The following is a 21845-nucleotide window of genomic DNA, read 5'->3' as shown; positions in this document are numbered from 1 at the left end:
TCAGGCCAAGGTGGAACGGCTGGAGGGTCGCGTCACCCCCAACGTCTGTGCGTTCTTGCAGCGTCAGATCAGGTTCGGTGAGATGCCGACGGGTCCGGCACCGGAGCCGGGTGAGAGCGGCTTCGAGCACCCTCGGGTCAAGGCGTACCTCGACATCTTCGACACGGATGCCACTTTGTGGGAGGCGGGCAGCAAGGCCAGGCGTGGTCGTGACGAAATCGGCCCGTCGATCATCAACTCCCTGGGGCTGGTGAAGGATCTGCGCTACCGGGGCACGGACGTGGTGGCCGAAGGGAGCACCGTGGTCTTCGGCCAGTGGAACGAGGCCACGGTCAAGGGCCACAAGATCGCCTTCCCGCAGATAGCGCGCAACGTGCTCGGGGACGACGGCAAGTCCCTCCAGGCCCGCCGCTACTACGACCGTCACGTGCTCCTGCGCGACACCCTGCCCGACGCTCCTTCCGGCCTGTTCGAGGGCATCGCGGACAGCGGTCCCGCGCCTGCCAAGACACCGGCGTCTCGCGGCCGCGCGGACGCCGAGCTCCCCCGGCGTCTCGCGGCATGGAACAGCGAGGACATCGACACCTTGCTGGCGCGCACGGGCAACATGCGCCTGTCAGGGCCGGGCCTGGATGCACCGCTGTCGACCGCGGCGGCGAAGAAGTCCTACCTCCAGAGGTTCTTCGACAAGGCGAACGTCGAGCTCAAGGCGGGGCAGGTCGCCGTCGGCAAGACCACGACGTACGTCGAGTGGCACGGTACGGTCACACGCCCCCAAGGCGAGCCCGTCCCGTTCGGAATCATGGAACGCTTCGGCCCGGGCGGCGAATGGGAGCTGTACTTCGACACTCTCCCCCTGCTCGCCGACCAGAAGACCATCGACGACCTCTTCGCGAAACTGGCGAGATCCTAGCCGCGAGGCGAGGCCCCAGGGCGAGCGCGGTCGACTCGCCCTGGGGCCCCGCTGATCGCATTCGAGCTCGGGTCCGGACTGCTCCAAGTCCCGAGCGCGGCCACGCGGGCAGCAGGTCCCGGAGCATGCCCAAGACGCCGACGATGTGCGAGGTGGGGGCAGCCGCCGGTTATGAGGACATGTATCGGAAGTGGATGGAGCCGAGGGCATGTCCTCAGGCACCTCACTGACAACGCCCGTGCCTTCGAACGGCAGGCTCTGGTGGCTCTGCGGGGCGAGGCCGTTGAGCTCTATCTTGCTGATTACCGCGCCGAGGCGATTATCGGCAGCAGCATCGGCTTTCATCGCGTGGCCGCGGCAGCCCGCTACGCCGAGGGAGGCTTCATGCGTACGAGCCCGGAAGCGCTCGTCCATGGGGGCTTCGCGGACGCGTCGGGCCGGCCGAAAGGGGACATCCACAAGCAGGCCGGGTACGACGTGAGCGTCGTCCAGAATCGACGCTGTCCCTGACTGGGAACGTCGCCGCGATGCGGCTGTTCCCGGACGCACAGGACGGTGCGATCTGCCTTGCGAGCAGGCGGCATTCCTGGCCGACTCCCAGGTGCCACGGGGTGTCGAGGCTCTTTCCGGGGGCCGTGGTGGAGTCGGCCGGGCAGGAGGTACCTCCTCGCGACCGAGGGCCATGTTCCCGCGGACGGCCCAGCTCCGCATGGCCGAGGTCGCTGCCAGCCACGTCGTCCACGTGTCGGTTTTCCACGGCGGGGACGGAGTGCGCGGGTCGGCGAGGTGCTGACACCGCGCGTACGCCCCGCCTTGCACCCCGCTTGACGTTCCGCTCGCGTCCCCTGCCAGTGGAATGCAACCCCCGGCGGTGACACTGCTCGTCATGCGGCAGCCGTTCACCGTCGCCGCGTCCACCCGCGCATCGCCCGACGGGGGGCGCCCTCGCGCATGCGTCGACGGGCCGCGCACACCAGAGTGCCGACGGGCCATCCGCACCACCCGCGAAGGAGCTTGCCCCATGTCCACATCCTCGGCGGTACCGACGCCCGGTCCTGACAGGACGGCCCAGTGGGTCCGGTCCGACCGTGATCGGCTCATCCACCCCAATCTCCCCAGCAGCCGCACGGACCGCACCGTCATGGTCGAGGGCCGTGGGTGCTACGTCCGCGACAGTGAGGGAAACCGATACCTGGACGCCGCGGCCGCGCTCGGCATGGTGCAGGTCGGGCACGGACGTGGCGAGATCGTGGAGGCGGCCGCCGCTCAGATGGGGTCCCTGGAGTGCTTCCACCTCTGGGAGACCATGAGCAACGACAAGGCCATCGAGCTGGCCGTGCGGCTGACCGATCTCGCACCCACCGGCCTGGACCGGGTGTTCTTCACCAGCGGAGGCGCGGAGGGCAACGAGATCGCCCTGCGCATGGCCCGGTTCTTCCACTACCGCAGGCAACAGCCCGAACGGACGTGGATCCTGTCGCGCAGGACGGCCTACCACGGCATCGCGTACGGAGCCGGAAGCGTCTCGGGGCTTCCCGTGTACCACGAGGGCTTCGGCCCTGTGCTTCCGCACGTACACCACCTCACGGCCCCCGATCCGTACCAGACCGCCGCGTACGACGGCGAGGACGTCACCGACTTCTGCCTGCGGGAGCTGCGGGAGACCATCGAGCGGATAGGGCCGGACCGGATCGCGGCGATGATCGGCGAGCCGGTCATGAGCGTCGGGGGCACGGTCGTCCCGCCGCCGGACTACTGGCCCCGGGTCGCCGAACTCCTGCGCTCCCACGGCATCCTGCTGATCTTCGACGAGGTGGTCACGGGCTACGGCCGGATCGGACACTGGTTCGCCGCCGAACACTTCGGGGTGCGGCCGGACCTCCTGGTCACCGCGAAGGGCATCACATCCGGGTACGTCCCGCACGGCGCGGTGCTCGTCACCGAGGAGGTCGCGGCCGCGGTGACCGGCTCCACCGGCTTCCCCATCGGGTTCACCTACACCGGGCACCCCACCGCCTGCGCGGTCGCGCTCGCCAACCTGGACCTCATCGAGCGGGAGAAGCTGCTCGACAACGCGACGGCGGTGGGCGGCTACCTGGCCGACCGACTGGCGGCGCTCCGCGATCTGCCCGTCGTGGGCGACGTACGACAGCTCGGCCTGATGCTGGGCATCGAACTCGTCGCGGACAAGACGGCGCGGACCCCACTGCCCACCGGCACGGCCCCGGTGGCGCAGGCACTGCGGGAGGACGCCGGGATCATCCTGCGCGGCAACCCGCGCTCTCTCCTGATCAACCCCCCGCTTGTACTGGACCGCGCCACGGCGGACGAACTGGCCGACGGACTGCTCGCGGTCCTCACCCGCGTCGAGCCCGACGGCCGGGTCCGGCCGTAGAGCCGGAGCGCAAGCGCGCTCACGGCCAGAGCCGACGCCCGAAAGCAGCCGCAGCCCATGACGGCCGACGTCGCATCCACCGCCCGCAGATCGAAGGACCACCTGATGGCGCTCTTGGACCTCACCCCGGACCAACTCCTCACCACGACCCGCTCCGTGCGCAAGAGGCTCGACCTCACGCGGCCCGTGCCGCTGGCACTGGTCAAGGAATGCATTGAGATCGCCTTGCAGGCACCGTCGGGAAGCAACCGGCAGACCTGGCACTGGATGGTCGTGACGGACACGGCGCGGCGCGCCGAGATCGGCCGCTACTACCAGCGCGCGGTGCGGACGTATCTGGCGTCGGAAGGGACGTGCGGATCGCTGTTCCCCGAGGACCCGGAACGCCACGCGGTGCAGCAGCGCGTGGGCGACAGCGTGGCCTACTTGGGCGACCACTTGGGCGATGTGCCCGTGCTCGTGATCCCCTGCCTCGACGCGAACGAGGCTCCCGAGTACAACGAAGCGGGCAAGTGGGGGTCGATCATCCAGGCCGCGTGGAGCTACATGCTCGCCGCCAGGGCCCGCCGCCTCGGCACCGCCTGGACCACCTTGCACCTGATGTACGAGAAGGAGATCGCGGAACTCCTCGGCCTGCCGAGCGGTGTCGACCAAGCGGCGCTGATCCCGACGGCGTACTCGCTCGGCACGGAGTTCAGGCCCGCCGCACGCCAACCGCTGGAGCAGGTGCTCCACCTCGACACCTGGTGAGGAGGCAGCCGCATGAAGGCGGACGACGGCACACCGCTTCCGGTGCGCAGACTCGGTGACCTGCGGCTCCCCGCCCAGGGGCTCGGCTGCCTGAGCATGACGTCGTTCTACGCGCGCGCCGACCCCGCCGAGGCCCGTGCCACCGTGCGCCGGGCGATCGACCGGGGCGTCACGCTCCTGGACACGGCGGACGTCCAGGGCCTCGGCGAAGGGGAGCGACTGCTCGGCGAGGCCGTGGCCGGCCGACGCGATCGCGTACTGATCTCCACGAAGGTCGGCCTGGAGCGGGACCAGGAAGGGGAATTCCTGGGCGTACGGGGTGACCGGGGCTACATCAGGCAGCGCTGCCACGCTTCGCTGCGCCGCCTCGGCGTCGACCACCTCGACTTCTATGTGAAGCACTGGGCGGCGCCCGGCGAGCGGATCGAGGAAGCCTTCGGCGCCCTGGCGGAACTCGTCACCGAGGGAAAGGTGCGCCATCTGTGCCTGTCGGAGGTCTCCGCCGCCACCATCCGGCGCGCTCACGCGGTGCACCCCGTCACCGCCGTCCAGAGCGAGTGGTCACTGTGGAGCCGGGGCATCGAGGCGGAAGTGGTGCCGGTCTGCCGGGAGCTGGGCATCGGCATCATCGCCTCGTGCCCACTGGGACGGGGCTTTCTGACGGGGAGCATCGGCTCGGCCGCCGACCTCGGCCCCGCGCAGGACTTCCGGCACGGGCTACCGCGCTTCGGCCATGCCAACCTCGCCCGCAACCAGGCCGTCCTGGCGGCCCTGAGGCACCTGGCCGCGAGCCGTGACCTGACGGTCGCCCAGCTCGCCCTGGCCTGGCTCCACCAGCAGGGCGACGACGTCGTGCCCATTCCCGGCACCGCCCGCCGCGACCACCTGGAGGAGAACCTGGCAGCCGCGCTCGTCGAACTGACCCCCGACGAGCGGCAGGCCGTGGCGGCCGCGGTGCCTCCCGAGGCCGTCCACGGCGACCGGTACCCGCCCTTCCTGATGCGGCTGGTCGACAACTGAGCCGCCCCACCGGCACCGGACAGCCTCGGCACGAGCAGTAGGGACGAGACCGTGAGATTTCTGCAACGCGACCACGACACCTGTGAAGCGCTCCTGCCCGGACTTGCCGACCGCTTGGCCGACGTGCCGTTCGACCAGTTGGAGTCGCCGAAGAGTCCGGCCGTCGCGCTCTTCAAGGAGTACGGCGGCACCAATCTGCTCGTCCCCGGTGACTACGGGGGAATCGGTGCCTCCGCGCTCGAAGCGGTCAGAGTGATCCGCGCTCTGGCGTCGCTCGCCCCATCTCTGGCAGTGGCGACCGCCATGCACCACTTCTCGGTCGGCATGCTCTTCTCGCTGGGCCCGCTCTACGAGAGCGGCCCTTCCTTCCGCACCTCCGTGCTCGAGGCGGTCGCGAAGAACCGGTCGCTGATCGCGTCGGGATACGCAGAGGGACGTTCGGGGCACGGCATCCTCACCCCCACCGTCGAGGCCCGCGAAACACCCGGCGGCTACCTCGTCAGCGGCTCCAAGAAGCCCTGCAGCCTGTCGCGTTCGATGGACCTCCTGACCGCGAGCGTCGCGCTGCGCGGGCACGACGGCGCCACCGAGATGGGCCTGCTGGTGCTGCCCGCCGACACGCCGGGCATCTCCGTCCATGACTTCTGGTCGACGTTCCCGCTGGTCGCCGCGGAGAGCCACGAGGTGCGCCTCACCGACGTGTTCGCCGGAGCCGAGCACGTGCTGCGCGCGCCTGCGAGCGCGGGCGAACGGCTGGACGCGCTCAACGAGGCCGGTGTGATCTGGTTCCAGATGATCGTCGCCGCCACGTACACCGGGGTGGCCAGCGCACTCGTCGATCAGGTCCTGCGCGACAAGCGAGGACCGGTCGAGGAACGTGCCGGCCTGTGCCTTCTCATCGAATCGGCGGCGTCCCTGGTGGAGGGCCTCGCCCGCAGGATCATGGACGACGACCTCGGCAACGACTGCGCGGCGGCCTCGCTGTTCACCCGCTTCACGGTGCAGCCCATCGTCACCAGGGCCGTCGCCCAAGCGGTGGAGATGCTGGGTGGGATGGCCTTCATCACTTCACCGAAGATCGCCTACTTGGCTTCTGCCGCGCAGGCCGTGGTCTTCCACCCCCCGTCCCGGACGAGCATGAGTCAAGCGGTCGTCGACTACTACACCGGCAAGCCTCTGTTCTTCTCCTAGACGGCCGCCGCCCCGCGCCCGGGAGAACTCCACGGAAAGAGCCACGGACAGCCGAAGAGACGAAGGAGAGGTGGGCAGTGGCTGGGATCGTCGATTTCGACGTCGTGTTGCCGTCGGCCCGAATCACCGTCACAGAGATGGCCGCGAAGTCCGGCCTGCCGGAGGAGGACGTCCGCGCGATCACCACGTGCGACAGCATCCCGGTGCTCGCGGCGGGCGAACAGGAGTGGGAACTCGCCCTGCGGGCCGCCCGGACGGTGCTGGGACGGACCGGTGTTCCGCCCTCGGCCATCAGCACGGTGATCTACGCCGGCTCGGGCACATGGGGGACACCGTTCTGGTCTCCGGCAGCCAAGGTGGCCCAGGAACTCGGGATCGAGCGGGCGTTCTGCTTCGAGATGGCGAACTACTGCAACGCCGTGACGGCCGCGGTGCAGTACGCCTGCGACACGATCGGGTCGAGACCCGACGCCTACGCTCTCGTCCTGATCGGCGACCGGGTCAGCACGCTGCTGGACCACGGCGAACCCGGGGCGAAGGAGCTGTTCAACAACGGCGACGCCGCAGGCGCGATCCTCCTGGCGGCGTCCGCCCCGCTGGCCGAGGTCCTCGGCTCGCGCATGGTCACCGACCCGAGCTGGTGCGACTACTACACGGGCGTCCAAGAAGGCGACAAGGTGGTCGTACGGCGCCACGGCCACCGGGACGGCCTCGGCGACGCCTACATGAAGAACTTCGGTCAGCTCACCGCCGACGTGCTCGACGCGCTCGACAAGAAGATCACCGATGTCGACCACATACTGGTCACTCACGGCAACCGGCACATCCACGAAGGCCTGCTGCGGCAGTTGGACGTTCCCCGGAGCAAGAGCGTCTTCCTGTACGACAGGCTGGGCCACATGGGCAACGCGGACACCTTCATCGCGATGCGGGACCTGATCACCCGCGACGGGCTGACCCGTGGCGACCTGGTCCTGCACGCCACCAGCGCGCTCGGCTTCAGCTGGGGGATCATGGCCATGGAGTACCGCGGCTGAGTGCGGGCGTGGGGGTGGGGCCCGCCGACACCGGCGGGCCCCACCCCCACGCCCGCACTCAGTGGCGCGGCACGAAGCCCACCACGTCACCGGCCCGCTCTCCGCCGGAGAGCTGCCCGTTGCGGTCGGTGCGGATGTAGACCCGGTGCAGCCACCGGTCCTTGCCGTCCCAGCGGGGCGCGAAGGGCGTACGGGCGTGCGTCGTCCGGAAGTTGTCCACGATCAGTACGTCGCCGGGGACCAGGTACACGGCCTCGCGCACCTCGTCGAGCGCCTTGGACAGGACGGCGACGGCTTCGACGTCGGCGGCGTTCCGGGGGGCGAGGAGTTCGCGGTCGTACCCGAGGAACGGGTCCTGGACGTCCCCGTAGAGGGCCGTGACGTCGGCGATGGCCCCGGGATCGTCGACGCCGCCGCGGAAGGCGACGTCCACGCAGCAGGGCAGGGGCCTTTCGAAGAGGTGGGCGCGGACGCCGTCCGGCAGCAGGGGCAGTGCCTTGCGGACCGAACTGACCAGGGTGGCCGCCCGGCGTTCGTGGTCCGCCCGGGAGCAGGCCAGCATCACGTAGTTCGGCTGGCGCACGTGGTAGGCCATCTCCGTGTGGAACTCGAGGAGGGTCTCGGAGGTCTCGGAGGAGAGGTAGTGCGCGCCGGGCGACGGATAGACGTCGTGGTACACGCTGCCCGCGCGCAGTTCGCGGTAGCCGGTGTGCAGGCCGAGGCGGCGGCCGACGATCGCGAGCATGGCCTCCTGGTTGAGCAGCGGCCGCTCCACGGGCGCCGGTGTGCTGTCGGGGGTGCGCGGCAGGGCGTCGTCCTCCTCCACCGGCAGACGGCGAAGGAGCAGGTATCCGTCGTCGTTGCCGCGGGCGTTGAAGTCGTCCAGTGCCTTCGCCAGCGGCGCGGGCAGCGCGCGGGCGGCCGTCGCCGCCGCGTCCAGGAACCCGTACAGGTCCTCGCGGGGGACGCGCGGCAGCCCCGCGGCCAGGGTCAGGAGCCGCGCGGAGTACGCGGAGCAGTCGAGCGTGGTCATGGAGACGTCCTCTCTCGGGTGTGTGCGCAGGCGTACTGGTGGAGCAGCTCCGCGCCGATCTCGGTGGCCAGGACGGACGTGATGCCGCCGTGGTCGTACAGCGGCGAGACCTCCATGACGTCGAGGCCCACCGGGTGCAGGCCCCCGACGCAGCGCAGCAGGGCGAGCACCTCGCGCGAGGTGGGACCGCCCGGTGCGGGGGTGCCGGTGCCGGGGGCGAACGCCGGGTCCACGACGTCGATGTCCACCGACACATAGAGGGGCGCGTCGCCGACGCGCGCGCGGACCAGCTGCCGGGTACTCGCGGGACCCAGCGCGCAGAACTCGTCGGCGGTGACGATCCGCACCCCGTGGCCCCGGGCGAAGTCCAGGGAGTCGGGCCGCGGATTGTGGCCGCGGATGCCGATCTGCACCATGCGCTGCGGGTCGACGAGCTTCTCCTCGATCGCGTGCCGGAAGGGCGTGCCGTGGTGGTACTCGCCGCCGTAGAAGGCGGGGTTGGTGTCGGAGTGCGCGTCCAGGTGCAGGACGGCTACCGGTCCGTGCCGGGAGGCGACGGCGCGCAGGGCGGCAAGGGTGAGCGAGTGGTCACCTCCGATCATGAGGAAGGCGGCGTTGTCGGAGAGCAGGCCGCTGAGCCTCTCCTGCGCGGTGGCCATGGCGATGTGCATGTTGAACGGGGTCAGGTCGATGTCGCCGGCGTCGACGCAGTCGATGAGGTCGAAGGTGCCGGGCCCGCGGTCGATCCCCACACCGTGGATGAGCCCGGACTCGCTGCGCACGGCGCGCGGGCCGAACCGCGCGCCGGGCCGGTAGCTGGTACCGCCGTCGTAGGGGGCGCCGATGACCACGACGTCCTTTCCGCGCGGCGCCGGGTCGTACGGCAGACGCATGAACGTGGGGATCTGGGCGTAACGCGGCGAGACGGTGATGTCGATGCGTTCCACGGTGCGGTCCCTCCCTCGCTGTGCGGACCGTCGGGCGGCCCCGGAGCGTCGTGTGGCGGTCGTAGACGCGGGCGTGCGGGCGGCCGGATGCCGGGTCATCGCGGGACCGGCCGGGTGCCGGGCACCACGTGGCCGGCCACCCGCTCGACCACCGCGCCGGTCGCCACCTCGTCCGGATGCCGCCCCTCGACGACGACGCGGTCGAAGATGGCCTGCACGACCAGGCCTTTGACCCGGTGTACGAGGTCCCGGGGGACACCGGCGTCCCGCACGAGCCGGGAGAAGGACGAGGTGGTGCCCGACCCTTCGTGCACGCCGAGCTTGGGGCGGACCACGACCTCGTGCGGCAGCACGTCGTCCATGGCGGCGCGCAGCACCCACTTGTCCCGTCCGTGCCGCCGCTTGAGCCCGGCCTCCAGGGACACCAGGACGTCGAGGACGTCGCGGTCCCAGTAGGGGTGGGTCGACCAGTGGCCCGCCACCCCGGACAGCGCGGGCGCCATCTCGTTGAGTCCGTCGAACGTGTCCATGTCGTGGCAGACGGCCGTGTCCAGCTGCGGCAGCCGGCTCTCGCGGTGCATGCCGCCGAGCGGGATGTCGGCCCCGTAACCGGTGAGGATCCGGCGGCCGCCGTCGCCGCCACGGCCGAGGCGCAGATAGAGCGCGGTCAGCGGCAGCAGGTACTCGACGATGTCCGGGTCGAGGCACTCGGACGCCCAGACCGTGTGCGGCAGCCGGCTCAGCAACTCGTCCGCGGGGATGGTGACGTCACGGTGTGTGGAGCCGACGTGCCGGGCCACGACGCGGGCCTGCGGGAACTCGTCGGCCTCGTCCGTGCCCATGGACACCGTGTCGATCGGCCCGGTCGACCGGCGGGCGGCCAGTGCCGCGACCGTGGAGGAGTCGATGCCGCCCGAGAGCACCACCAGCGGGGTGCCGCGGCCCGTGCGGGCCGCCACCGCACGCTCCAGCGTCCGGCGGACGGCGTCGACCGCCTCTTCCTCCGGCATGACCCGGCGGGCGAGCGGTGGCGTCCAGGTCCGGTGGGGGAGGCACGAAGCGGTGGCCACCGCGATGTCCAGGACGGTCCCGGCCGGGACCTGGTGCGTGCCGGGCAGGCGGCGTACCGGCCGGGCGGGCAGGGGCCGCCCCCGAGGGGCGGTGCGCAGCGCCTTCGCCTCGGTCGCCGCCAGGACGCGCCCGGGGGCGACGGACGCGTACAGCGGCACCGAACCGGCGTGGTCCGTGGCGAGCACCGCGCGCCCGGAGTCGGCGATGAGTGCCGCGAACCGTCCGTTGAGGAGCCGGAAGGCATGGACGTCGTAGACGGCGAAGAGGGCCGCGACGAGCGTGGCGTCGCTGTCCGGTGACGCGCCACCGGGCAGGAGCCCGACCAGTTCGTCCCGGTTGTACAGCTCTCCGGCGAACACCAGCGCGCCGCCCCGGGTGCGGGCGCGGGCCCCGGCGGGCGTCCCGGAGTGCACGAGGTCGGCGTGCAGGACCGCGTCGCCGGTCCGCTCCTGCCACCGGTCCCGGGCGCCGAGCGCCGCGAAGACCGGTGCGAGGGTGCGGCCGCCGTCCTGGCGGACGTCGGCAAGGAAGCCGGTGGCGGCGGGCAGGTTCGGCTCCATGGCTCAGATGCTCAGGGCGGCGAAACCGCCGGCCTGGAAGTCGTAGGTCACCGGCACCTCGATCAGGAACGGCCGTCCCAGGCCCGCGCCCTTGCGCAGCGCCGCGAGCAGCTCCTCACGGCTGGTGGCCCGGACGGCCTCCACGCCGTTGGCGCGGGCGAGCGCGGTGAAGTCGACCCCGGTGAACTTCACCGCGGGGTCGTGGGAACGGTGGTGGCCGATGTTCTGGTACAGCTCGATCAGACCGTTGGCGTCGTTGTTGACCACGACCGTGACGATGGGCAGGTTGAGCCGGGCGATGGTCTCCAGGTCGGCGCTGTTGGAGTGGAAGCCGCCGTCGCCCGCGATGAGGAAGGTCGGCTGTCCTGGCCGGGCGAGCTGGGCGCCCATCGCCGCCGGGATGCCGTAGCCGAAGCTGGAGCACCCCGCGGAGGTGAGGAAGCCGTAGGGCTGGTCGGCGCGGGCGAAGAGCACGCCGTAGTGGCGGAAGAACCCGATGTCGGACACGATCGTGCCCTCGCCCGCCTCGGCGGTCTCCGCCATGACGGTGTTCATGGAGTCCATCACCTGGTGCACGCGCAGGCCGTCGTCATAGTGGTGCGGATCGGCAAGGAACTCGGCGATCCGCGCGCGCAGCGGCGTGATGTCGTGCGGGGTCCTCGGGGCGAGGTCGGCGGTGTGCTCGTCGAGGTGGTCCACGAAGGCCCGTACGTCGGTGACGATGTCCAGGTCCGGACGGTAGACCCGGGGCACGGGGTTGACGGTGGGCGCGACCCTGATGGTGGTCTTGTCCGCGCCGCGCTGCCACATGGAGGGGCGCAGGTCCTCGGCGTAGTCGTAGCCGAGGGTGAGGATGAGGTCGGCGGGACCGAAGAGGGTGTCCAGGGCGGGGAACGACAGGATGCCGTCCATGTATCCGGTGACCGCCCCGTAGTTGAGGTCGTGCCCGTGCGGCAGCACGCCCTTGGCGATGTACGTCGTGATGACCGGCAGCCGCAGCCGCTCGGCCAGTGCGCGGATCGCGGGCACGGCCCCGGACCGGATCGCGGCGGCGCCGACGACCAGGACGGGATGGCGCGCCGATGCCAGCAGCTCAGCGGCCTTCAGCGCACCCTCCTGCCAGCCCTCCTCGACCGTGCTGACCGGTTTCGCCGGGATCCTGACCGGGGGGCGTGGCCGTGAGGAGTCGACCTCGCTGCCGAGCAGGTCGACGGGGAGGGAGATGAAGCTGGGGCCGACGGGTTCGGTCATGGCCGCCCCCATCGCGCTGTCCACCAGGTCCGTGATGTCGTCGGGACGCCGGAGCTCGGTCGCGTACTTGGTCATCGGCCGCATGACCGACACCGAGTCGAGGCACTGGTGCGTGTCGTTGGGAAAGATGTCGTGCGACTCGGACTGGGCCGAGAGCGCGACGACCGGCGACCGGTCCAGGGCGGACGTGGCGACTCCGGTGGCCAGATTGGTCATGCCGGGGCCGAGCGTGGCCCAGCACGCCTGCGGTCGGCCGCTGATCCTGGCCAGGACGTCAGCGGCGACTCCGGCCGTGAACTCGTGCCGGGTCAGCACGAATTCCACGCCTTCCGCCTCGTCGAACAGGATCGAGGCGGCCTCGCGGCCCACCACCCCGAACACGGTGCGCACCCCGTGGTCGTGGAGCCGTCGCAGCAGGGCGTGGGCGGTGGTCGGTTCGGTGCTGGGGCCGGTGGAGACACGAGACATGGCGGATCCTCCTGAGTCGGAACGGTGAGGGCTGCGCCCGGCGTGGTTTCGGCACACGAGGGGCATGGAGCCGAAGGCGCTCTTCAGTGCCACTCGTCACTGTGCAGACCGTGTCTTGCAGCACGGTGGGCCGCCCCCTTGCACGGTCCCTGTGGATGACTGGGGCACCTCGTCACGGCGTGGACGGGAAGCCGGTGCAACCCAACCGCTCTAGAGATACGGACAGTTACTGGGCTGACGGAAGGTTCGCGTCGGCGGGCGCGGCGCGCTTGTGTCCGGCGTGCAGACGGGCAGCGACCGGGCGGCGTCACCCCGTACTTCGGTCAGGCCGCGCGACCGTCCATCGCGGGGGTGCCGCGAAGACGGACGCCGGAGCCGTCACGGCGGGCAACCGGATCCCCGCATTCAGGCAAAGGCAGGCACAATCCGCCGCGCTGCGGGCAAGGGTCGCGCGCTCCCGGCGGGGGACGCTTGGTGCACGACGGGGGAACGGGGCCGGCAAGCCGCTCCCGGACAGGCGGGAGCGCCAGCCGCCACTGGCCGGTCCCGCCCGTGGCCCGGTCCGCCGGGGAACCCTGGAAGCCCGGGCCACGTTCATCCCCCGTCGCGAGTGCTGTTGGCGCCACGGGGCGGTTGAGGCGCGGCCTCCTCGCGGAGAGCGCTCACGCGAAGCACTGCGCCGCCGCCGAGGCGCGCATCCGGCGAAGGGGCACAGCGTCCTCCCGGTGACGCGGGTGGAGCGACCCGCATCGGAGCAGGCTCGCTACCGCGCGGCAGGGCAGTCACGCGCCACTGAGAGAGAATGAGGTGGGGCAGTGGAGTTGACGAGCGGCGAGAGCCGTGCCGACGCGCCTGAACCGAGCGGACCGCCGCCCATCAGCGCACTGGGTTGTCTGTCCGTACGCAGCGACGGCCGGTCCCTGGAACTGGGCCCGCCCCGCCAGCGAGCCGTCCTCGCCCTGCTGCTGATCGGCGCGGGCAGCGTGGTGTCGGTCGACTCGATCGTCTCCCGGATCTGGGGGGACACCCCGCCCGCGACGGCCCACGCGACCTTGCAGTCGTACGTGTCGCGCCTGCGCAGGCTCCTCGCCGACTGTGTGCTCCCCGACGACTCGCGTCCCCAACTGCTGTACCGACAACCGGGATACGTGCTGGTCATCGCCCCCGAGCAGGTGGACGTCCACCGCTTCGAGCGCGCCGTGCGGACCGGGTCCGGCCTTGCCCGGCGGGGGCGGGTCGAGGAGGCCCACGCCGTGCTCGCCGCCGCTCTGGAGTGGTGGGTCGGCGCGCCGTACGAGGAGCTGAACGCGTACGACTTCGCCGTGCAGGAGGCCGCCCGGCTGGATCAGCTCCGGCTGAGCGCCGTCGAGTCCTGGGCACAGTGCGTGATCCAGTTGGGGCGGGAGGAGGACGCCCTGCACACCCTGGCCGTGGAGGCGAGGCGCAACCCCCTGCGTGAACGGCTGACCGGCCTGTTCATGCACGTCCAGTACCGGCTGGGCCGACAGGCGGACGCCCTGCGGACGTACGACGACACGCGCCGCGCCCTCGCCGACGAGATCGGCGCGGCGCCCGGCAAGGAACTGGCGGCGCTGCACGCGGCGATCCTGCGGCAGGACGGTTCCCTGGACCGGACGCACGAGGCCACACTCCCCGCCACGGCGCCCACCGGGGCCGACGGCCACCTCACGGCGGACCGCACGGACATCCTCCACCTCGTGACCGCATCCGCGACCGACCGGGTCACCATCCCGGCACCCCGGTCGTACACCGCGCGCGGCCGCGACACGGGCACGCAGCAGTGCCATGAGGAAGCCGCACCACCCTTGTTCGTCGGGCGCGACGAGGAGCTGCGTGCTCTGCGGGAGTCCGCCAAGGGGGCGTTCGGCACCTCGGGCCGGGTGGCGTTCGTGGTCGGGGAAGCGGGCAGCGGCAAGACCCGTCTGGTGTCCGAGCTCACCCATGCGCTCCCGGGCAGCGTGCACACCCTCTGGACCTCCTGCTCGGAGAACGAGGACAAGCCCGACTACTGGCCGTGGACGACGCTCTTGCGCGGGCTGAACGCGCTCTGGCACGAACGGATGGCGCGATTACCCGGCTGGGTGCGGCACAGCCTCGCCCATCTCGTTCCCGAGGTGTCCCCGGACACCTGCCGGGCACCGCGGCACGAGCCGAGCGCGCGGGCGGCGACGGTGCGGCTGTACGGCGACGACCGGTTCACGTTGCACGACGCGGTCTGCCAGACACTGCTGCGCACCGTCCGGGAGCCGACGGTCCTCGTCGTGGAGGACGTCGACCGTGCCGACGCACCGTCCCTGGCCCTGCTGCGGCTGCTCGTGGAGCAGCTGCGCGCGGTCCCGGTCCTCCTGGTGGTCACCACCCGTACCTTCCAACTGGCCCACGACCCGGAGCTGCGCCGCGCCGCGGCCGTCATCCTCCAGTCACTCGACGCCCGGCGCATCCCGCTCGACCCGCTGGACCTCGCGGCCACCGCGACGCTGGTGGAACGCACCCTGGGACAGGCCCCGGAGCCTCACCTCCTCCACCGGCTCCACCGGCGCACCGCAGGCAACCCCTACTTCCTGGGCTACTTGCTGCACACGCGCAAGCAGGGACTCTGCGCGGACCTGGACGCGGCGATCCCCCACGAACTGGCCGGAGTCGTGCTGCAACGGCTGTCGGGGCTCCCCGTCGGTGTCCGCCGGGTGCTCGAACTGTGCGCGGTGATGGAGGACGGCTGCGAGCAGCGCGTCGTCGAGGCGATGCTGCGCCACGAGGGAATCGCCGCGGACAACGTGCTCATGGCTCTGCACGGCGGCCTGCTGGAGCCCGACCCCGACGGCACCGACCGCGTGCGCTTCGTCCACGCGCTGGTGCGGGAGGCGGTCCGCCACGACCTGGAGAACACCCTCGGCGCGCCGTCCGCCACCACCGGGGCGAGGGCGCTGTCGGCCGGTTAGCGCCTCCGAGCGTTCCACGACGCCGCGGCCGAGCGACTCCTCCCGAGGGCCCCAAGGGCGCGTCCCTCGTTCCAGGGAGTTCCAGCGAACCGGGCAGCGATCCGCAAGCGAGGCGTGCCACCGTGGATCACGGCCACCGCCGGCGGCCGCGATGGCCGGCACCAGCGATTCGGGAAGGAACCTCCGGTCCGATGGACGCAGCTTCTCCTCAAGGTTTCCTCGTTCACCACGGCCGAGCCGGCGTCAAGGAGGCCGACGCGGACTTCGCCGTGATCGCTTCGGAAGTGCCCGCCGCCGCGAGCGCGGTGTTCACCCGCTCCCGCTTCGCGGGGCCGAGCGTCCTGCTCAGCAGGGAAGCGGTCGCCGACCGGATCGCCCGCGGAGTCGTCGTCGTGTCCGGCAACGCCAATGTCGCCACCGGGGCGGACGGCCGCCAGGACGCCGAAGAACTCCGCCGCCGTGTCGCCGACCTGATCGAGGCGGACGAGAACGACCTGCTGATCGCCTCGACCGGGCTGATCGGCCGTCGCTACCCCATGCCCAGCCTGCGCACGCATGTCGCATCCGTGCGCTGGCCGTTCCCCGGCGCCGACTTCGACGCGGCGGCGACGGCCATCATGACCACCGACACCCACCCGAAGATCCGCCGCGCACGGTGCGGAGACGCGACCTTGGTCGGCATCGCCAAGGGGGTGGGGATGATGGAGCCCGACATGGCGACGCTGCTCACCTTCTTCTGCACCGACGCCCACGTGGGGCCGGTCGTGCTCGACGACGTCTTCCGCCGCGTCATGGACCGTACGTTCAACGCGCTGAGCATCGACACCGACACGTCCACCAGCGACACTGCGGCCGTCTTCGCCAACGGCATCGCGGGCCCCGTGGACCTGGTGGAGTTCGAGAGGGCCCTCGGCGGTGTCGCCCTGGAGCTGGTCAAGGACATCGCCAGGGACGGCGAGGGCGCGACCAAGCTCATCGAGGCGCACGTCACCGGTGCCCGGGACCGGGCCCAGGCCAAGCGCGTGGCCAAAGCCGTGGTGAACTCACCGCTGGTGAAGACCGCCGTGCACGGCGCCGACCCCAACTGGGGGCGGGTCGCCATGGCGGTGGGAAAGTGCCAGGACGACCTCGACATCGTCCCCGAGCGGGTCACGATCCGCTTCGGGACCCAGGAGGTGTACCCGGCGGGCCCGGAGCCCGAGAAGCTGGAGCGCGTCGGGGAGTACCTCAAGAGCGACGAGGTCACCCTGCACGTCGACCTCGGTGTCACCGCGCACTCCACAGGCGAGTTCACGGCCTACGGCTGCGACCTCACCGAGGGGTACGTGCGGCTCAACGCCGACTACGCGACCTGAAGCCCGCGGCCCGGAGACGCCATGACGCACATCGCCACCAGGAGCTCCCAAGACGCCGTCCGCGTGGAGAACTACCGTACGATATTGGGGCGTTGGCCCACCGGTGTCGCCCTGGTCACCGCGCCTGCGAGCCGTCCCGGGGCGCCGCCGCCCGGGATGGTGGTCGGCTCCTTCACCTCGGTGTCCCTGGACCCGCCCCTGGTCGGCTTCCTGCCGGCGCGCACCTCGACGACCTGGCCGCAGATCAGGGCGGTCGGTGTGTTCTGCGTCAATGTGCTGAGCGCCGGACAGCGGCCCGTGTGCGAGGCGTTCGTCGCGCGCTCACCCCGCCGCTGGGACGTTCCCCACCACTGGTCCCCGTCCGGCTGCCCCGTCCTGTCCGATGCCCAGGCGTGGGTCGAATGCGTGCTGCACGCCCAGATCGAGGCGGGCGACCACTGGTTCGTGACGGGTGTGGTGCGGTCGCTGGGGGCCGGGAGGCAGGGGCACCCGCTGGTCTTCCTGGGCGGCCGGTACGGCACGTACGCGCCGACTCCCGTTCCGGGGGGACGGACGCTGGACCCCGTCACTGCCTGAGCTCCCGACGGTCACCGCGCCGCGGCGCGATGGCGTGGACGAGGTGCGGCGGGGGCGACCGTGGAGCCTGCCCCTGGAAGAGCCCCGCGGCGCCGGTTCGGCTACGCGCCGGGGAGTCGGCAGCCTCATGGCCCCATCCCTCTCCCGCTCCGTAAGACGACACAGTCATCCAGCAGAGTGCGCGGCGCCCTGAGGAAGAGACAGGGCCGCCCAGTGCGTAGCCGGGCTGTGTGCCCTGGTCAGCTCCAGAAATCTGAACGCATCGGGCTCAGGCCGCGGCATCCCCGTGGTCGTCGGACGCGAAGGCCAGGATGTGCGGGACTGCCTCGCGCAGAGTGACGAAGTGGCGGTGCACGCCCTCCACCGCAACAGCCGCGTTCACCCCCCACACCGTCATTCCGGCACGCAGCCCGGCTTGCACGCCGGAGGGAGCATCCTCAATGACCAGGCACTCTTCCGGTACGGCACCCAGCTGCGCGGCGGCCCGCAGATAGGGAACGGGAGAGGGCTTGCCCTCCTCGACCGCGGCCGCGTCCACGATGACGCCCGGCACCGGCAAACCCGTCCGCAGGAAACGGCCGCGCACCCGGTGCTCGTAGTTCGAGGTCACCAGCGCCCATGCCCGGGACGGAAGGCCGTGCAGCAGCTGCGACGCACCGTCGAAGGCCGCATAGACGCCGGTCCGGACGTCGTCGTCCTCCAGCTCGTGCAACATGGCCAGGCACGCGCGCGGATCGCGGTCCGCGGCAACCTGCGTGAACGTCTCCATCGGCCGGGTCCGCAGTGCCACCCGGTAGACCTCCTCCGCATCGAGTCCGTACCGCTCCGCCCAGGTCCCCCAGACCCGGCGCTGGTTGCTCACCGCGTCGATCAACGTGCCATCGACGTCGAACAAGACGTACTTACCGCGGTCGGTTCCCTCGCCGTCCGGGAACGGCTGAAGTGGCGCTTTGTCCACAGGGACGGGCGAAGCTGGATCGCCAGGCCCATGTCGCATCTGGGGTGCGCATCTCGTCTCAGGAGGGGTACTCCAGCTGCGTACTCGTTACTCGTTCCGAGGGTAAGGAGCACATCATGCTTCCCGCCTACCTCACGGTCACCTTCGTCGCTGCGGCTGCCAACGGCTCGGCCGCCATCGCCAACCTCATCGGCCACGACTATCCCAAGAGCCAGGCTGATCGGTTGCGCCTGTCCCATTCCTGGATACGTCCGCTGGGCATGCTCCTGGCCTTGGGGGCGCTGGGCCTGATGGCCGGCATCGTCGTACCGGTGCTGGGAACGGTGGCAGGCGTCGGCCTGGTGCTGTACTTCCTCGGCGCGCTCTTCGCTCATCTGCGGGTGCGCGACCGTCAACTGACCGCCTGGGCCGTGTACTTCTGCCTGTCCGCGGCAGCTCTGGCGGTGAATGTGGCCCATCACGGCGCTTGGTGATCCGGCTCCGGCCGTCCCTCGGGAGGAGCCATACCCGCCACGGGTTCCGGGGGTGCGCGTGGCCAACTACCGCTGGGGCCTGCCTCAGTACAGGTTGTACTTGTGCAGGCGTGCGCGGGAATGTGCCTCGGTCAGGCCGAGTTTCGTGGCGATCGCGTCCCAGTCCTGCTCGTCCTGCCATGCTCCGAAAGCGGCCCTCTGTCCCGTCTCGGCGAGGGTGTGTTCCAGGGCTCCAACGGCTCGCAGAGCGGCCAAGGGCGCGTCCTCGGCCAGCACGGTCAGGCGTTCATGCAGCTGTTCCAGAAGGTGTTGTACGTCGGCCGGTAGGGACACCGTTCGCCGCTCGACCTCGCCGACGTGCCGCTTCCAGGCACGGTACGGACCCGTCAGATCGTAGGCATCAGGGGCATCGGGGTCAACGCGCTCCCAGTCGATGGCGAACCGCTCTTCTCCGCGCCAGCCGCATGCACACGCTCCCCGCACCGCGCGGGCCCGCGGTGTCCCGAGGGTACCGTCGTAGACCCACCAGTCGCTGGTCTCGTACACCTCCGCAGAACTGCCCGCGTCGAAGAGCGCGGGCTTCGGCTCACTGCCGTCGGCCAGGACTGCCGCCGCCCTGCCCTCGTGCGAGGGCCCGAACTCCGTCGCCCACATCATCATGGTCATCACACCCCGCCTTCCCTCCCACGGACCGCGGTTCGGTCTCGACGACCATCGTGACGCCCGTCGCAAGCTCGCGTACGCCGCTTCGACGAAGAGCCCGTTGCCGGACGAAGACTGAGGGGGCGCCCGTCCGAAGCAGTACCCACTCGACGCGCCCCTAGGAACTGTCCGGGTCGCTCCCAGGGCAGGTGAATGGCCTCTGGGGTCTGGAGCGGCGGCCCTGGCTGACTTGCGGTGATGGGGTGGGGTTGCGGTGGGTGCGGACATGGGAGGAGGGTGGGCAGGCGGTGCATTTCCCCAGGCCGCCTACGGAGGCCGGGTGTTGACCGCCTGCCGGGACGCTTCCCCTGCGGCGTGGGAGTCCGTGGACCTCGGTGACCGTTCACCCTTCCCCGGCCAGCGGGCGGCGCCGCCCGCGGAACGGACCTCCCATGACTCCCGCCGATGGCGGGCCCGTCGACCCCTCCTCAGTGGTCGACCTGCTGCTGGACACCGAGACCCTCGACGACTTCCTGAACGCCCTGGCCGAGCAGGCCATGCAGCACGCGCCCCGGGCCGACGGCTGCGGCATCACCGTGCAGCGCGCGGGCCGCTTCCTGACGGTGACCAGCGCGGGCACCAGCGCGTCCCAGCTGGACGAGAAGCAGTACGGCCTGAACGACGGGCCCTGTCTGCAAGCCCTGCGCACTGCGAAGGAAGTCCACGTCAGTGACCTGATGGAAGAACAGCGCTGGAGCTCCTACCCCGCCCACGCGATAGCCGCCGGAACCCGCTCCTCGCTCTCGTTCCCCATCGCGGCCCGCAGTGACACGGCCGGGGCTCTGAACCTGTACTCACCGGTCCCGCGCGGCTTCGACGACGCCGACCTGCACACCCTGCGAGCCCTGGCCGCGCAGGCCACCGGCGCCATAGAACTGGCCCAGCGCATGGCCCTGTCCCGTCAGTTCACCCACGACGTGCAGCAGGCCCTGCGCTCACGCGGCATCATCGACCAGGCCGTCGGCATCATCATGGCCCAGCAGCGCTGCCCCAGCGAAAGGGCGTTCGCGATCCTGCGCGCCGCCTCCCAGAACCGCAACGTCAAACTCCGTGAGCTGTGCCGGAACCTGATCACCAACCTCACCGGCCAGCCCCCGCACGACCCGCCCGGCCTCCAGCCGCCTGCCCCATGACCCCCACCGCACGCCGCACGCATCTCCGCGTCCACGCGCGGAGGACCCGGCTCGTGCGTGCCCGCTGCCCGGAGGGAAGAGGAAAGGCCAGGTCGGAGCCTATTCCGATCAAGGAAGTCGGTCGTTATCCTCGCTGTCAGGAGTTGGGATGAAGCTCCGTGACGACACCGGCATCCCTACCGCCTTCCATTGCGCATGTACGGCAGTGTGGGTGTCCCGCGGGGGCTGGAGCCGCGTCGCCCATACCACGGCTCCAGCCCTGGCCCTCCGGGGGAACACTCCCGCGCCCCTTACGGAGGGCCCCGGTGTGAGGAGTCGGCGAGAGCAGCGCCGCGCCTCACACCCGGCGGCCGCCGCGACCCGAACATGCGGCGGCCGCCAACCACGAACGCTCACAGCAACTACCCACCAAGCTACGCCCCTCAAGCCCGACCGCCGCCCTGCCGGTGGAAGAATCTCCACTTCCAGACAGCCCCCCCGCATGTGGTCGAGCGCGTCGTGAATCCTGCCCCATCGGACAGCCCCTAGGGTCCAGCGGAGGCCATCAGGTCCTCCCACCCCCGCAGTGGGGGGCGCAGGCGGTCTACGAGGTCGCCGGGTAGGGAGTGAGGGCGTAGTCGGCGAGCGGAGCGGTGTGCAAACCGAAGCGGCGAGCCGGGCGAGGCGGCAAGGCCCGGCAGGCGTTATCGGCGGCGTGGAAGGCGGCGGTGAAGTCTTCGGCATCGCTGTCAGCGGCGGCAGCGCGGGCGGACTGGGCGTGGAGGCGCACGGTCGGCGGATGCTGGGCCGGTGCTTCGCTGAGGCCCTGAAGGGCGGCTTCGCGGGCCTTGACGGGCCGTGGTTCATAGAAGTTGATCGACGCGGCGGCGTCCATCGCCCACGCGCACAGCTGGCGCTATGTCCGGCCTGTTGGCCCTGGACGAACGCGTCGGTGGCGAACGCGAGGCCGGTACCCATCGTCCCCGAGGTCGTGGGCGAGCCACGCCAGGAGTTCGGACAGCCACCCGGCGAACGCCCGCAGGTCGCGTTCCTGCCGATGGGTGTGGTCACCC

19 protein-coding genes are annotated in these 21845 nt (G+C 71.0%); 12 read left to right on the top strand and 7 right to left on the bottom strand.

The genetic code is table 11. The features are described from left to right. Window positions 1-82: 82 nt before the first annotated feature. The 7 genes from CP982_RS00585 (at window position 83) to CP982_RS00555 (ending at window position 7306) form a co-directional block, all read left to right on the top strand. Complete coding sequence (locus tag CP982_RS00585) at window positions 83-913, top strand: hypothetical protein (RefSeq protein WP_150508637.1); 831 nt, start codon at window positions 83-85, stop codon at window positions 911-913. A 261-nt stretch (window positions 914-1174) separates the two neighbouring features. Next, window positions 1175-1423: a hypothetical protein gene (locus CP982_RS00580; protein ID WP_170316292.1), complete on the top strand. Its 249-nt coding sequence runs from the start codon at window positions 1175-1177 to the stop codon at window positions 1421-1423. 511 nt (window positions 1424-1934) lie between these two features. Next, a complete protein-coding gene (locus CP982_RS00575) occupies window positions 1935-3308 on the top strand; it encodes an aminotransferase family protein (RefSeq protein ID WP_150508635.1) in 1374 nt (457 codons plus the stop codon). A 105-nt stretch (window positions 3309-3413) separates the two neighbouring features. Then, complete coding sequence (locus CP982_RS00570) at window positions 3414-4058, top strand: nitroreductase family protein (RefSeq protein ID WP_150508634.1); 645 nt, start codon at window positions 3414-3416, stop codon at window positions 4056-4058. A gap of 12 nt (window positions 4059-4070) precedes the next feature. After that, complete coding sequence (locus CP982_RS00565) at window positions 4071-5078, top strand: aldo/keto reductase (RefSeq protein ID WP_150508633.1); 1008 nt, start codon at window positions 4071-4073, stop codon at window positions 5076-5078. A gap of 51 nt (window positions 5079-5129) precedes the next feature. Next, window positions 5130-6269, top strand: a complete 1140-nt coding sequence (locus CP982_RS00560) for an acyl-CoA dehydrogenase family protein (protein ID WP_150508632.1) — start codon at window positions 5130-5132, stop codon at window positions 6267-6269. Between the two features lie 77 nt (window positions 6270-6346). Then, entirely contained in the window at window positions 6347-7306 is a 960-nt protein-coding gene (locus tag CP982_RS00555; protein WP_150508631.1) for a 3-oxoacyl-ACP synthase III family protein, read from the top strand. 58 nt (window positions 7307-7364) lie between these two features. Here CP982_RS00555 and cs1 read toward each other — a convergent pair whose 3' ends face one another. The 4 genes from cs1 to CP982_RS00535 all read right to left on the bottom strand — a co-directional run bounded on the left by cs1 (window position 7365) and on the right by CP982_RS00535 (window position 12636). Next, entirely contained in the window at window positions 7365-8339 is a 975-nt protein-coding gene (gene cs1 / locus CP982_RS00550; protein ID WP_150508630.1) for a clavaminate synthase Cs1, read from the bottom strand. Continuing rightward, on the bottom strand, window positions 8336-9286 hold the full coding sequence (speB, locus tag CP982_RS00545) for an agmatinase (RefSeq protein WP_150508629.1): 951 nt from the start codon (window positions 9284-9286) through the stop codon (window positions 8336-8338). The genes cs1 and speB overlap by 4 nt, the downstream gene beginning before the upstream one ends. A gap of 95 nt (window positions 9287-9381) precedes the next feature. After that, window positions 9382-10917 carry an asparagine synthase-related protein gene (locus CP982_RS00540; RefSeq protein WP_150508628.1) on the bottom strand — a complete coding sequence of 512 codons (1536 nt, stop codon included), beginning with the start codon at window positions 10915-10917 and terminating at the stop codon, window positions 9382-9384. A gap of 3 nt (window positions 10918-10920) precedes the next feature. Then, window positions 10921-12636, bottom strand: a complete 1716-nt coding sequence (locus CP982_RS00535; RefSeq protein ID WP_150508627.1) for a thiamine pyrophosphate-binding protein — start codon at window positions 12634-12636, stop codon at window positions 10921-10923. Window positions 12637-13451: 815 nt separating this feature from the next. Here CP982_RS00535 and CP982_RS00530 point away from each other — a divergent pair. The 3 genes from CP982_RS00530 to CP982_RS00520 all read left to right on the top strand — a co-directional run bounded on the left by CP982_RS00530 (window position 13452) and on the right by CP982_RS00520 (window position 17527). Then, complete coding sequence (locus CP982_RS00530; protein WP_150508626.1) at window positions 13452-15596, top strand: ATP-binding protein; 2145 nt, start codon at window positions 13452-13454, stop codon at window positions 15594-15596. Window positions 15597-15787: 191 nt separating this feature from the next. Further along, window positions 15788-16951 carry a bifunctional glutamate N-acetyltransferase/amino-acid acetyltransferase ArgJ gene (gene argJ / locus CP982_RS00525; protein ID WP_150508625.1) on the top strand — a complete coding sequence of 388 codons (1164 nt, stop codon included), beginning with the start codon at window positions 15788-15790 and terminating at the stop codon, window positions 16949-16951. Window positions 16952-17035: 84 nt separating this feature from the next. After that, on the top strand, window positions 17036-17527 hold the full coding sequence (locus CP982_RS00520; protein WP_229879687.1) for a flavin reductase family protein: 492 nt from the start codon (window positions 17036-17038) through the stop codon (window positions 17525-17527). A gap of 268 nt (window positions 17528-17795) precedes the next feature. On the opposite strand, the gene CP982_RS00510 is transcribed toward CP982_RS00520, so the two are convergent. Beyond that, window positions 17796-18422, bottom strand: a complete 627-nt coding sequence (locus tag CP982_RS00510; protein ID WP_229879688.1) for an HAD family hydrolase — start codon at window positions 18420-18422, stop codon at window positions 17796-17798. Between the two features lie 179 nt (window positions 18423-18601). Between CP982_RS00510 and CP982_RS00505 the strand changes: the two genes are divergently transcribed. Continuing rightward, window positions 18602-18958, top strand: a complete 357-nt coding sequence (locus CP982_RS00505) for a DoxX family protein (RefSeq protein ID WP_150508622.1) — start codon at window positions 18602-18604, stop codon at window positions 18956-18958. An 84-nt stretch (window positions 18959-19042) separates the two neighbouring features. On the opposite strand, the gene CP982_RS00500 is transcribed toward CP982_RS00505, so the two are convergent. Continuing rightward, window positions 19043-19624: a hypothetical protein gene (locus CP982_RS00500; protein ID WP_229879690.1), complete on the bottom strand. Its 582-nt coding sequence runs from the start codon at window positions 19622-19624 to the stop codon at window positions 19043-19045. Between the two features lie 428 nt (window positions 19625-20052). Between CP982_RS00500 and CP982_RS00495 the strand changes: the two genes are divergently transcribed. Further along, window positions 20053-20793: a GAF and ANTAR domain-containing protein gene (locus CP982_RS00495; protein ID WP_150508621.1), complete on the top strand. Its 741-nt coding sequence runs from the start codon at window positions 20053-20055 to the stop codon at window positions 20791-20793. A 583-nt stretch (window positions 20794-21376) separates the two neighbouring features. Here CP982_RS00495 and CP982_RS42315 read toward each other — a convergent pair. After that, window positions 21377-21667, bottom strand: a complete 291-nt coding sequence (locus CP982_RS42315) for a hypothetical protein (RefSeq protein WP_229879691.1) — start codon at window positions 21665-21667, stop codon at window positions 21377-21379. Between the last annotated feature and the right edge of the window lie 178 nt (window positions 21668-21845).

It is taken from the genome of Streptomyces spectabilis (assembly GCF_008704795.1).
Classification (GTDB): Bacteria; Actinomycetota; Actinomycetes; order Streptomycetales; family Streptomycetaceae; genus Streptomyces; species Streptomyces spectabilis.
This window is presented reverse-complemented; position numbering and strand designations above follow the sequence as displayed.